Annotated in this window: 10 protein-coding genes; 7 read left to right on the plus strand and 3 right to left on the minus strand. The window is 61.6% G+C overall.

Going from position 1 to position 12,343, the window contains the following annotated elements; genetic code table 11:
* Positions 1–169 precede the first annotated feature (169 nt).
* Positions 170–1,015 (minus strand): MurR/RpiR family transcriptional regulator, encoded by an 846-nt coding sequence (locus tag PQQ96_RS28720; protein WP_408298919.1) that lies wholly within the window; start codon positions 1,013–1,015, stop codon positions 170–172.
* Between the two features lie 290 nt (positions 1,016–1,305).
* Between PQQ96_RS28720 and edd the strand changes: the two genes are divergently transcribed.
* The 4 genes from edd (at position 1,306) to PQQ96_RS28740 (ending at position 6,007) form a co-directional block, all read left to right on the plus strand.
* Positions 1,306–3,210, plus strand: a complete 1,905-nt coding sequence (gene edd / locus PQQ96_RS28725) for a phosphogluconate dehydratase (RefSeq protein ID WP_408298921.1) — start codon at positions 1,306–1,308, stop codon at positions 3,208–3,210.
* Positions 3,211–3,236: 26 nt separating this feature from the next.
* Entirely contained in the window at positions 3,237–3,878 is a 642-nt protein-coding gene (gene eda, locus PQQ96_RS28730) for a bifunctional 4-hydroxy-2-oxoglutarate aldolase/2-dehydro-3-deoxy-phosphogluconate aldolase (RefSeq protein ID WP_121108664.1), read from the plus strand.
* Between the two features lie 250 nt (positions 3,879–4,128).
* A complete protein-coding gene (locus PQQ96_RS28735; protein WP_408298923.1) occupies positions 4,129–5,493 on the plus strand; it encodes a GntP family permease in 1,365 nt (454 codons plus the stop codon).
* Between the two features lie 10 nt (positions 5,494–5,503).
* Entirely contained in the window at positions 5,504–6,007 is a 504-nt protein-coding gene (locus PQQ96_RS28740) for a gluconokinase (RefSeq protein WP_408298924.1), read from the plus strand.
* A gap of 98 nt (positions 6,008–6,105) precedes the next feature.
* Here PQQ96_RS28740 and purB read toward each other — a convergent pair whose 3' ends face one another.
* Both purB and PQQ96_RS28750 read right to left on the minus strand, forming a co-directional pair.
* Complete coding sequence (gene purB, locus PQQ96_RS28745; protein WP_054034504.1) at positions 6,106–7,494, minus strand: adenylosuccinate lyase; 1,389 nt, start codon at positions 7,492–7,494, stop codon at positions 6,106–6,108.
* Positions 7,495–7,601: 107 nt separating this feature from the next.
* Positions 7,602–8,354, minus strand: coding sequence for a glycosyltransferase family 2 protein (locus tag PQQ96_RS28750; protein ID WP_408298926.1), 753 nt, complete (start codon positions 8,352–8,354; stop codon positions 7,602–7,604).
* A 296-nt stretch (positions 8,355–8,650) separates the two neighbouring features.
* Between PQQ96_RS28750 and PQQ96_RS28755 the strand changes: the two genes are divergently transcribed.
* The 3 genes from PQQ96_RS28755 (at position 8,651) to PQQ96_RS28765 (ending at position 12,278) form a co-directional block, all read left to right on the plus strand.
* Positions 8,651–9,613, plus strand: a complete 963-nt coding sequence (locus tag PQQ96_RS28755) for a LysR family transcriptional regulator (RefSeq protein ID WP_408298928.1) — start codon at positions 8,651–8,653, stop codon at positions 9,611–9,613.
* Positions 9,614–9,751: 138 nt separating this feature from the next.
* Entirely contained in the window at positions 9,752–11,065 is a 1,314-nt protein-coding gene (locus PQQ96_RS28760; protein ID WP_408298930.1) for a Glu/Leu/Phe/Val family dehydrogenase, read from the plus strand.
* Positions 11,066–11,384: 319 nt separating this feature from the next.
* Positions 11,385–12,278, plus strand: coding sequence for a glutamate/aspartate ABC transporter substrate-binding protein (locus PQQ96_RS28765; protein WP_408298932.1), 894 nt, complete (start codon positions 11,385–11,387; stop codon positions 12,276–12,278).
* Positions 12,279–12,343 lie beyond the last annotated feature (65 nt).

Raw genomic sequence — 12,343 nt, forward strand, 5'->3', positions numbered from 1 at the left:
GCGGTCAGGGTGCTTTTCGTGAGCCGGATTCAAGTCGACCGGGTTTAAGTCGGCAGTAGTGCAAATGGAACGGGCTCCGCTTTTGGAGCCCGTTTTTTATGCGTCACGATGGACAGACTCCGCAAGCGAGCGCGCGCTGTCCAGGCGTCAGGTGTCGAACCATGATTCGTCACGCCCGCGGATCGATACGCCGGCGCGTAATCACTTCTTTCGCCTGCGCCAGTTTCTCGACCAGTTCCGGCCCCCGGCTCAGCGCCACGCCCACCGCCAGAATGTCGCCAATCGCGAGATGCGAGACGCGCGAGGTCATCGGCGAAAAGATATCCGTATCCTCATCCACGTTGGCGAACAGGCCCACCGTCGCGAGCCGTGCCAACGGCGAATTGCCGTGCGTAATGGCGATCACTTTCGCACCGGCTGCCAGCGCCGATTTCACCGCATCGACGATATCGCGCGTGCGGCCCGTATTCGAGATCGCCACTACCACGTCGCCCTCACCGAGCAGCGCCGCCGACATCAGAAACGTATGCGGGTCCGAATACGCGACGCTCGGCATGCCCAACCGAAAAAACTTGTGTTGCACATCCAGCGCGGCAATACCCGAACCGCCTGCGCCATAAAACTCAATGCGCCGTGCCTGAGCGAGCAGCGCGATCGCCGCCGCCACGCTATCCGACGATAGATTGTTGCGCACCTGGATCAGCGCGCCGATGGTCCGGTCGAGCACTTTCGCGGCGACGCCCGGCGTCGGCTCATCCGGCCGCACGTCGCGATAGACGGCCGGCACTTCCGCGGCAATGCCTTGCGCCAGCCGGATCTTGAACTCGCGAAAACCTGAAAACCCGAGTGCGTGACAAAACCGCGCGATAGTCGGCTGACTGACGCCCGCGCGCGCGGCCACTTCGGTCATCGAGAGGTCGAGCACCTCGCGCGGCGCTTCGATCACGTAATCAGCCAGCTTGCGCTCGGACGGCCGCAACTGGTCGCGCATCTCTTCCACCTGGGACAGCATCATCGGGAAACTCGCACTATGCTGAAGAATGCGTGGACTATATCTGATTGTTGAATAGGTACAAAAACTACATTTCAGATGCTAGGTGTATTCCCTAGGTTCCGCGCTTTCAGTTCTGATTGGCCGCCAGTAAGGCGATGCGCGCGGTTTGAGGATGTGGCGGTGCAGCAGCGGACGTCGTTGCGATCGTGTAGTTTTTCTACTAAGATTGCGACGTCGACTGAATCGACATCCCCGCGATACCTGCCTGGCATAGTGCGCGCGCGCCTCAAGCCAGCGACGAAGGAGCTCCGATGGTTTCCCCACATTCGCAATTGTTGAAGGTCACGCAACGCGTGGTCGAGCGCAGCAAGCCCACTCGCGAGGCGTATCTGGCCCGCATCCAACACGCGCAAGGCAAATTCCCGGCCCGTGGCGCGCTCTCCTGCGCCAATCTGGCTCACGGTTTTGCCGGCCTCGAGGGCAACGACAAGCTTGTCATCAAGCAGATCCGTCAGCCGAACATCGGCATCGTGTCGTCGTATAACGAAATGCTGTCGGCGCACGCGCCGTACAAAAACTACCCGGACATCATCAAGGAAGCCGCTCGCGAAAACGGCGGGGTCGCGCAATTCGCGGGCGGCGTGCCGGCCATGTGCGACGGCGTCACGCAAGGCAACGCCGGTATGGAACTGTCGCTGTTCTCGCGCGAAGTGATCGCGATGAGCACAGCGGTTGCCCTGACGCACAACATGTTCGACGCGGCGCTGTGCCTCGGCATCTGCGACAAGATCGTGCCGGGCCTCTTGATCGGCGCGCTGCAATTCGGCCATCTGCCGACGATTTTCGTGCCGGCCGGCCCGATGGGAAGCGGCCTGTCGAACGACGACAAAGCCAAGACGCGCCAACTCTTCGCCACCGGCCAGTGCGGCCGCGACGCGCTGCTCGAAGCGGAAGCCGCCGCGTACCACAGCCAGGGCACCTGCACCTTCTACGGCACCGCGAACAGCAACCAGATGCTGATGGAAGTCATGGGCCTGCATCTGCCGAGCTCTGCTTTCGTTCATCCGCATACGCCGCTGCGCGACGCGTTGACCGCGCAGGCCGCGCGTCGCGTGCTCGATCTGACGGTGGAGCGCGGCAACTACATGCCGATCGGCCACGTGGTCGACGAGAAGGCGATCGTCAACGGCATCGTCGCATTGCTCGCAACGGGCGGCTCGACCAATCACACGCTGCACCTGGTCGCGATTGCGCGCGCGGCTGGCATCGTGATCGACTGGGACGATTTCGACACGCTGTCGCAAGCCGTGCCGCTGCTCGCGAAGATTTACCCGAATGGCAAGGCCGACGTGAACCACTTCCACGCTGCGGGCGGTGTGGCATTCCTGGTCCGCAATCTGCTGGAAGGCGGCTTGCTGCACGAAGACGTGAACACCGTCGCCGGCAAGGGTCTGCATCACTACACGGAAGAGCCGAAGCTGATCGACGGCAAGCTGCAATGGGTGCCGGGTGCGGACAAGAGCGAAGACACGGCGGTGCTGCGCGGCATCAAGGAGCCGTTCCAGCCGGACGGCGGTTTGCGTCTGATGCAAGGCAAGCTCGGCCGCGGCGTGATCAAGATTTCCGCGGTGGCGGCGCAGCATCGGAAGGTGAAGGCGCCGGCCATCGTGTTCGATTCGCAGGAAGCGGTGCAGGCCGCGTTCGACAATGGCGAATTGAAGCGCGACTTCATTGCTGTCGTGCGCTTCCAGGGCGCACGTGCAAATGGCATGCCCGAATTGCATCGTTTGACGCCGTTGCTCGGTGTGTTGCAGGATCAAGGTTTCCACGTTGCACTGGTGACCGACGGCCGCATGTCGGGCGCCTCAGGCAAGGTGCCGGCGGTGATTCACCTGTCGCCGGAAGCCTTGCTGCAAGGCCCGATCGGCAAGGTTCGCACCGGTGACATGCTGGTGATCGATGCGGACGCAGGCGTGCTCGACATCGAAATCGACGCCGCCGAATGGGCGGCGCGGCCGGAAGCGTTGCCGAAGCATCAGGCTGAGAACGAAGTCGGCTTCGGCCGTGAACTGTACGGCGTGTTCCGTGCGGCGGCCGCGCCGGCGGAGCAGGGCGCCTCGGTGTTCGGGCCGATGGTCGGCGAGCGCCCGGCGCAGCACGGTGAGCGGGCCAAAGCGCACGCCGAAAAACACACAAGCACCACTCAAGCCAGCTAAACGCTGCAGAAACAAGGAGTCTGACTATGACGGCGAAAACAGTAAGCGATATCGTGCGCCTCGGCCCGGTGATTCCGGTGCTCGCGTTCGACTCGGTCGAACAGGGTGAAAACGTGTCGCGCGCGCTGCATGCCGGTGGCGTGAAGGTGCTGGAAATCACGCTGCGCACTGCAGCCGGTCTGGCAGCGATCGAGCGCGCGAGCCAACTGGCCGAAGACATCGTGGTCGGCGTCGGCACGATCACGAAGCCTGAGCATTGCGCCCAGGCGAAGAAAGCGGGCGCGCAGTTCGGCGTCTCGCCGGGTCTGACGAAAGACATGCACAAGGCCGCGCAAGACGCGGGCTTGCCGCTGCTGCCGGGCGTGATGACGCCGACCGACATCATCACGGCGCTGGAACTGGGCTACGAGATCGTCAAGTTTTTCCCGGCGCAGCAAGCCGGTGGCATCCCGATGCTGCAGGCGTTCTACGGCCCGTTCCCGACGCTGAAGTTCTGCCCGACCGGCGGCATCACGGCCGAAAGCGCGATCAATTTCCTCGCACAACCGAACGTCGTGTGCGTCGGCGGATCGTGGTTGACGCCGAAGGCCGCGCTTGCCGCGCAGAATTGGGATGAAGTGACGCGCCTCGCGCGTGCCGCCAGCGAACTGGTCCCGTCTGCTCACTAAGCCGCATCGGCGCGCCTTATTCCGCTAACCAGGTTCTACGCAAAGGAGCCTCGTCGAAACAGCCTGTCAGGCTGTCACGGCGAGGCTCCTTTTCGATATGCGTGCCGGATTCGCGCGCTTTTAGAGACAACAAACAGTAAAATTCAGCGTCCGCGCGGCTTGCCGGGATTTCTGGCACCGCTGCAGGTCGCCGTGAGACAGGTGCCAGCCGTGTTCCGCACCGACATCAATAACGCAAAGGAGGAGCTTCATGGAAGCTGTCCACGGCAGCACGCTGCTGGTCTTCGCGGTGATCGCCATCGCACTTCTGATCCTGCTGATCACCCGCTACAAGGTTTATCCGTTCCTCGTCCTGATCATCGTGTCGCTGCTGCTGGGTCTCGTCTCCGGCATGCCGATCGGCACGATCGTCAAATCGTTCGAAACCGGTAACGGCAATACGCTCGGCCACATTGCGATCGTGGTCGGCCTCGGCACCATGCTCGGCAAGATGATGGCCGAATCGGGCGGCGCGGAGCGTATCGCGACCACGCTGATCGACAAGTTCGGCGAGAAACACATTCACTGGGCGATGATGGTCGTGGCGATCATCGTCGGCTTGCCGGTGTTTTTTGAAGTCGGTTTCGTGCTGCTGATTCCGATCGCGTTCAACGTCGCCAAACGCACCAACAAGTCGTTGCTGCTGGTCGGCTTGCCGATGATCGCGGGTCTGTCTGTCGTGCATGGTTTGATTCCGCCTCACCCGGCCGCGATGCTTGCGGTGCAGGCGTATCACGCCGACATCGGCAAGACGATTGCGTACGGGCTGATCGTGGGCGTGCCGACGGCGATCGTCGCTGGTCCGTTGTTCGCGCTGCTGATCAGCCGTTATATCAAGCTGCCGGAGAACAATCCGCTCGCTGCACAGTTTCTCGGCGCCGCTGACAAGCAAACGGAAAAACGCGAATTGCCGAGCTTCGGCATTACGCTGTTCACGATCCTGCTGCCGGTGATTCTGATGCTGGTCGGCAGTTGGGCCGACCTCGTGTTCACGCCGAAGACCCTGGCGAACGACCTGCTGCGTTTCGTCGGCAATTCGGACGTCGCGCTGTTGATCGCGGTGCTGGTCAGCTTCTGGACCTTCGGCGCGAGCCGCGGTTTCAATCGTGAGCAGATCCAGAAGTTCTGCGGCGACTGTCTGGCGCCGATCGCGGGCATCACGCTGATCGTGGGCGCGGGCGGCGGTTTCGGGCGCGTGCTGATGGACAGCGGCATCTCCAAGGAAATCGTCAGCGTGGCGACGGCCATGCATCTGTCGCCGCTGCTATTCGGCTGGCTGGTGGCCGCGCTGATTCGTCTGGCCACGGGTTCGGCGACCGTTGCGATGACGACCGCCTGCGGCATCGTCGCGCCGATCGCCTCGGCGAGCGGCGTGCAGGTCACGCCCGAATTGCTGGTGCTCGCCACCGGCTCGGGCTCGCTGATCTTCTCGCATGTCAACGACGGCGGCTTCTGGCTGGTCAAGGAATACTTCGGTATGACGGTGGGGCAGACCTTCAAGACATGGTCGCTCCTCGAAACCATCATTTCATTGATGGGCTTGGGTTTGACTTTCGCGCTCGCGACGGTCGTGTAAGGAGTTTTTGATGATTCTGATCGCAATGGGCGTGTCGGGCGCCGGCAAAACGAGAATTGGCGAAATGCTGGCGGAACGCCTGCACTGCGCATTCACCGACGGCGACGCGTTTCACAGCGCCGCCAACAAGGAGAAAATGCACCACGGCATTCCGCTCACCGACGAAGACCGTTGGCCGTGGTTGCAAACCATCCGTGTGGCGATCGAAGAGAAGCAGAGGGCGGGCGAGAAGGCGGTGTTCACCTGTTCGTCGCTGAAGCGTTCGTATCGCGACGTTCTGCGCGGCGGTAGCAACGGTGACAAGGACGTATGCTTCGTCTATCTGAAGGGTTCGTTTGAGGTGCTGCGCGAGCGGCTGACCACGCGCACCGGCCACTTCTTCGATCCGTCGCTGCTGCAAAGCCAACTCGATACGCTCGAGGAACCGGGCCCGGATGAAGCGATCACGGTGAGCATCGAATTGTCGCCGGAAGAGATCGTCGACGAGGTGTTGAAGCAGATGACGGCGCGGTGAGGATTTAATAAAGCTCGCTGACGTCGCGGGATGAAAAAAGGCGCTCACGTTTGTGAGCGCCTTTTTTATGGCCGAAGCCGCGAAGCGATGACTGAAGCTTAAGCGATCCGCTTCGCCAGTTCGACTGCCTTGCCGATATACGAACCCGGCGTCATGGCGAGCAAACGATCCTTCGCATCTTGCGGAATCGCGAGGCCGGTCACGAACGTTTGCAGCGCTTCGCGCGTGATGCCCTTGCCGCGCGTCAGTTCCTTCAATTGCTCGTACGGGTTCTCGATGCCGTAGCGGCGCATCACCGTTTGCACCGGCTCGGCCAGCACTTCCCAGCAGTTGTCGAGGTCTTCGTTCAGACGCTGAGCATTCACTTCGAGCTTGTCCAGACCGCGGATCAGCGAGTCGTACGCAAGCAGCGAGTAGCCGAACGCGACACCCATATTGCGCAGTACCGTCGAGTCGGTGAGGTCGCGCTGCCAGCGCGAAATCGGCAGCTTGTCGGCGAGGTGGCGCAGGGTTGCGTTCGCCAGACCGAGATTGCCTTCAGAGTTTTCGAAGTCGATCGGGTTGACCTTGTGCGGCATCGTCGACGAACCGATTTCGCCGGCCTTCGTGCGTTGCTTGAAGTAACCGACCGAGATGTAGCCCCACACGTCGCGGTCCAGATCCAGCAGGATCGTGTTGGCGCGCGACACGGCGTCGAACAGTTCGGCCATGTAGTCGTGCGGTTCGATCTGGATCGTGTACGGATTGAACGTGAGCTTCAGGCGCTGTTCGACCACTTCGCGCGAGAACGCTTCCCAGTCGAATTCCGGATACGCGGACAGATGCGCATTGAAGTTACCGACCGCGCCGTTCATCTTGCCCAGCAGTTCGACCTTCGCGATACGGTCGATCGCGCGTTCCAGACGCGCGGCGACGTTGGCGATTTCCTTGCCGAGCGTGGTGGGGCTGGCGGGCTGACCGTGCGTGCGCGACAGCATCGGCTGTTCGGCTTGCGCATGAGCGAGCGCAACGAGGCGCTGATGCACCGAGCGCAGTGCCGGCAGGATCACGTGTTCACGTGCGCCGGCGAGCATCAGGCCGTGCGAGGTGTTGTTGATGTCTTCCGACGTGCAAGCGAAGTGGATGAACTCGCTCGCGCGTTCCAGTTCTTCCTGACCCTTCACCGATTCCTTCAGCCAGTACTCGACCGCTTTCACGTCGTGATTCGTCACGCGTTCGATGTCCTTGATGCGCGCGGCGTCGTGCGCGGTGAAGCGCTCAGCCAGTTGCAGCAGGAACTGTTCGGCCGCTTCGGAAAAGCGCGGTACCTCGGCGAAACCGGCGTGCGAGAGCGCGATCAGCCAGTGGATTTCAACCGTCACGCGATTGCGCATGAAGGCGGCTTCCGAGAGCCAGTCGCGCAGGGCTTCGGTCTTCGAGGCGTAACGGCCATCGAGCGGGGAGAGCGCGTTCAGCGCGAACAGGGTGTCGGGGCGGGTGTCGGACATGATGGGGGCGGGACGCAAGGGTGAAAACGCGGGGAAAACTGCGGGAACCGCGCATTTTACCACTGGACGATGGCGCCCCTTATTCCACCGGTTTGCCTCGGGGGCGGTCAGTCCGGGTAGCCTTCGTAGCCGGGAAAGAGGGTGGGCAGAATAAACGGCGGTATCGAGTAACGCGAGAAGCAGCGCGAGGTGGACGCGGGATGCACTAGATGCAGACAGCTTTGCCGCGGATCGTCGGCCGCGATCACCATGTGGTCTGCCTCGACCACACGCTTGATGAAGCTCTCGTCGTCGCACAGGTTGATGTCGTCAAAGCCGGACACCGCGGCAAGCGTCTTTTTGTACACGTACGAGAAACCATAGAACAGAATGAAATTCGCGCCAATCTGCATCTTGTCGTGGAACTCGATCTGTTCCACTGAACGGCCGGTGAGCTGGTAGTGGTGACCGACCTTGGCGTTCAGGTCCATGTAGCCGAAGAACTGGGTATGCGGCGCGTACATGAAAAATGCCGACAGTTTGATCAGATCGGCGCCGTTGTCCTCCAACATGCTGACCATGCCCGACAGGTAGTGCGGCGCATAGTAGTCGTCGTCATCGAAATGCGCGATGACCGAACCTCGTGCCTCACCGATCAGGTAGTTCCGTTTCGCACCGATCGACATGCGCGTGCCCGAATGATAGTAGTGAACGCGTGCGTCGCTCGCAGCCAGCGCCTGCATGTAGAGGCTGGGCTCGGGGCTGTCGTCGAGAATCAACCATTCCCAGTCGACCTGCTGGTTGCGCACGCAGCGTGAAACGGCCGGCAGCAGACGTTCGCGATTGGCTGTGGGCGTGATGATGGAGACGAGTGGGGGCATGGGCAGGGTGTCGCCCGAAGGGGCGTTGTCGATAACTGGTGTTGGGGTGCCGCGGCGTGCTGTGATTCAGCACGGCAACCGACTGCGTCCGCTGTGACAGCCGCTGTTCATGGCGGAGCGGGCATCGCGCCTCGCGCCTTGCGTCCGGCAAGATATAGGCACGCCGGGAGCGGGGCTATCGGCGGAATCCGATTTTGTGTGGCGGCATAGCTGGAGCTGAACTCGCTTGAGACGGTCTGCATCGCGACACGATCTAGAATGCTGACTTCCTCTCTCCCGCTGGCAGCAGGCTCCGCATGGAACTGAAATGGCTCGAAGACTTCGTTTCGCTCGCGGAAACGCGTAGTTTCAGCCGCTCGGCCGAATCGCGTCACGTCACGCAGCCGGCTTTTTCGCGGCGGATTCAGGCGCTGGAGGCGTGGCTGGGCACGGAACTGATCGATCGTTCGGTTTACCCGACGCGGCTGACGGCGGCAGGCCAGGTGTTCTACGAGCAGGCGCTCGCCATGCTGTCGCAGTTCCACGAGGCGCGTGCCCTGCTGCGCGGGCACACGGCGACGCCGCAGGCGACCATCGAGTTCGCGGTGCCGCACACGCTGTCGCTTACGTACTTCCCGCGCTGGCTGCAGCGCATCGAAGCGCAAATGGGCCCGATCCATACCCGGCTGCGGGCGTTGAACGTGCACGACGCGGCGTTGGCGCTGGTGGAAGGCGGCTGCGATCTGATGATGGCCTATCACCATCCGAGCCATCCAATCGCACTCGATCCGGCGCGCTACGACATGCTCACGCTCGGCAACGAGCCGATCAGCCCGTTCTCGGCGCCGGGTCGCGCAGGGCGCCCGCGGCACACGCTGCCGGGCACGGCAGAGACACCCACGCCCTATCTGACCTACACGCCGAACGCGTATCTGGGCCGCATGACCGAAGTGATCCTCGCCAACGCGCCGGAGCGTCTTTATCTCGATCGCCTGTACGAAACCGACATGGCCGAGGGGCTCAAGGCGATGGCGCTGGCCGGCCACGGCATCGCCTTCCTGCCCTATAGCGCGGTGGATGAGGCGGTCGCCGACGGCAAGCTGATCCGCCTGGACCGCGCAACGCGCGGCACGCCCGAGGGGCAGCTCACACTGAGCATGGAGATCCGCCTCTATCGCGACAAGCTCGCGGCAAAGAGCGACGATGCGCGGCAGATACTCGTGCGGCAACTGTGGGACGTCGTCTCGGAGGAGCTGGCCCAAAGCACGGGCGCTGTCTGAAAACCTGCGTCCCTACGACGCGGATTTGCGGCTTCTTGATGGTTATGCAAAAAAAACATAATCGGATAAGGAAACGGCATTGGATTTCAAAACGGCGTTTTTCGACAATGCTGCTATTCGATCAACGCCGGAGCGTTCATGTCTTCCCAGCAACAAGCCGCACAATCCGCATCATCGTTGCAGTCCGTTCCCTCCTACCTCAATAGCGAAGACCTCGGCCCGTGGGGTAACTACCTGCGTCAGGTCGACCGCGTCGCGCCGTATCTCGGCTCGCTGTCCCGCTGGCTCGAAACCCTGAAGCGCCCGAAGCGCATTCTGATTGTCGATGTGCCTATCGAACTCGATAACGGTACGGTCGCGCACTTCGAAGGCTATCGCGTGCAGCACAACGTGTCGCGCGGTCCGGGTAAGGGCGGCGTGCGTTACCACCAGGACGTGACGCTGTCGGAAGTGATGGCGCTGTCGGCGTGGATGTCGGTGAAGAATGCTGCTGTGAACGTGCCGTACGGCGGCGCGAAGGGCGGTATTCGTGTCGACCCGCGCACCTTGTCGCGTGGCGAGCTGGAGCGCATGACGCGCCGCTACACGAGCGAAATCGGCATCATCATCGGGCCGAATACCGACATTCCCGCGCCGGACGTGAACACGAACGAGCAGATCATGGCGTGGATGATGGACACGTACTCGATGAACCAGGGCCAAACGGCTACGGGCGTCGTGACGGGCAAGCCGATCACGCTGGGTGGTTCGCTGGGCCGTCGTGAAGCGACGGGCCGTGGCGTGTTCGTGGTTGCCTCCGAAGCCGCACGCCGCATTGGTGTCGACATCGAAGGCGCGCGTATCGCCGTGCAGGGCTTCGGTAACGTGGGCGGCATCGCGGCGCGTCTGTTCCAGGAAGCGGGTTCGAAGTTGGTCGCGGTGCAGGATCACACCGGCACGTTGTACAAGTCGACCGGTATCGATGCTGTCGCGCTGCTGGCTCACGTGGCGAAGACGGGCGGCGTGGGCGGTTTCCCGGAAGCCGATGCGATCGCGAACGAAGATTTCTGGACGGTCGAATCCGACATCCTGATTCCGGCTGCGCTGGAAAACCAGATCACCGAAAAGAACGCAGCGAAGATCAAGACGAAGATCGTCGTGGAAGGCGCCAACGGCCCGACCACCACGGCAGCGGACGACATTCTGCACGACCGCGGCATCCTCGTGATTCCGGACGTGGTGGCGAATGCCGGTGGCGTGACGGTGTCGTACTTCGAATGGGTGCAGGACTTCTCGAGCTTCTTCTGGACGGAAGACGAGATCAACCAGCGTCTCGAGCGCGTGATGCGCGAAGCCTTTGCCGCCGTGTGGCAAGTGTCGAGCGAACAGAAGGTGTCCGTGCGGACCGCGGCGTTTATCGTCGCGTGTAAGCGGATTCTGGAAGCGCGTGAATTGCGCGGTCTGTACCCCTGATTTGTCAGTCTGAAACAGCCGGTCCGCTACCTCGCGGGCCGCTGCCAAAACATGCTTCGACGCGGTCCACAAGACTCCGTGCATCACCTTGCGGGCGGCATCTTATCGATGCCGCCCGCGTTCGTATGTCCGCCGGGTTTGGCTTGCCGGGTTAAGGCGCCGTCGTCCAGTGGCGGCGCGCGCTCCGAAAGAAGTCCCCCGCGCCGAAGGAAGTCCTTTTCGGCATTTGGGAGACACGCAAAAAAACATGGTTTATAGCAATACTTTCAGAATAATTACTTTGCTAAACTGGCGCCGGTTCTTGCCAAGGAGATCACACATGAAGATTAAAAAAGCTGCGCTGCTGCTCGCGACTCTCGGCCTGTTTACGGTTGGCGCGCATGCGCAAGACGCCGGTACGCTGAAAAAGATCAAGGACACAGGCGTCATTTCGCTGGGGCACCGCGAATCGTCGATCCCGTTTTCGTATTACGACGACAAGCAGAATGTCATCGGCTACTCGCAGGAATTCGCGCTGAAGGTGGTGGAGGCGGTTAAGCAGAAGCTGAACATGCCTAACCTGAAGGTCAAGCTGACGCCGGTCACGTCGCAAAACCGTATTCCGCTGGTGCAGAACGGCACCGTCGACATGGAATGCGGCTCGACCACGAATAACGCCGAGCGCCAGCAACAAGCTGCCTTCTCGAACACGATCTTCGTGATCGGCACGCGCCTGATGACCAAGAAAGACTCCGGCATCAAGGACTTCGCGGACCTGAAGGGCAAGACCGTCGTCACGACGGCCGGCACCACCTCCGAGCGCCTGCTTCGCAAGATGAACCAGGACAAGAGCATGGGCATGAACATCATCAGCGCGAAGGACCATGGCGAGTCGTTCCTGACGCTCTCCACCGGCCGTGCTGCTGCGTTCATGATGGACGATGCGCTGTTGGCAGGTGAGCGCGCCAAGTCGAACAACCCGGGTGACTTCGTGATCGTCGGCACGCCGCAATCGCATGAAGCGTACGGCTGCATGATTCGCAAGAACGATCCGGAATTCAAGAAGGTTGTGGACGACGCGATCGCGAAGGTCGAAACCTCGGGTGAAGCCGATGCGATCTACAAGAAGTGGTTCGAATCGCCGATTCCGCCGAAGGGCCTGAACCTGAACTTTCCGGAAAGCGATGACATCAAGGCGCTCTACAAGAGCCCGAATGACAAGGCAATCGATTAAACCTTAGCTGTTTTTTTGAAACGCTAAACGAGACGGAAGGGGCCGTGCGCTTCTTCCGTTTCTTT

Source organism: Paraburkholderia sediminicola, from assembly GCF_046027825.1.
Classification (GTDB): Bacteria; Pseudomonadota; Gammaproteobacteria; order Burkholderiales; family Burkholderiaceae; genus Paraburkholderia; species Paraburkholderia sediminicola_D.

Coding starts and splice junctions, on each gene's coding strand:
- PQQ96_RS28755 (WP_408298928.1), top strand. CDS start 8,651: ATGGAACTGAAATGGCTCGAAGACTTCGTTTCGCTCGCGGAAACGCGT.
- PQQ96_RS28735 (WP_408298923.1), top strand. CDS start 4,129: ATGGAAGCTGTCCACGGCAGCACGCTGCTGGTCTTCGCGGTGATCGCC.
- eda (WP_121108664.1), top strand. CDS start 3,237: ATGACGGCGAAAACAGTAAGCGATATCGTGCGCCTCGGCCCGGTGATT.
- PQQ96_RS28740 (WP_408298924.1), top strand. CDS start 5,504: ATGATTCTGATCGCAATGGGCGTGTCGGGCGCCGGCAAAACGAGAATT.
- edd (WP_408298921.1), top strand. CDS start 1,306: ATGGTTTCCCCACATTCGCAATTGTTGAAGGTCACGCAACGCGTGGTC.
- PQQ96_RS28765 (WP_408298932.1), top strand. CDS start 11,385: ATGAAGATTAAAAAAGCTGCGCTGCTGCTCGCGACTCTCGGCCTGTTT.
- PQQ96_RS28750 (WP_408298926.1), bottom strand. CDS start 8,354: ATGCCCCCACTCGTCTCCATCATCACGCCCACAGCCAATCGCGAACGT.
- PQQ96_RS28720 (WP_408298919.1), bottom strand. CDS start 1,015: ATGATGCTGTCCCAGGTGGAAGAGATGCGCGACCAGTTGCGGCCGTCC.
- PQQ96_RS28760 (WP_408298930.1), top strand. CDS start 9,752: ATGTCTTCCCAGCAACAAGCCGCACAATCCGCATCATCGTTGCAGTCC.
- purB (WP_054034504.1), bottom strand. CDS start 7,494: ATGTCCGACACCCGCCCCGACACCCTGTTCGCGCTGAACGCGCTCTCC.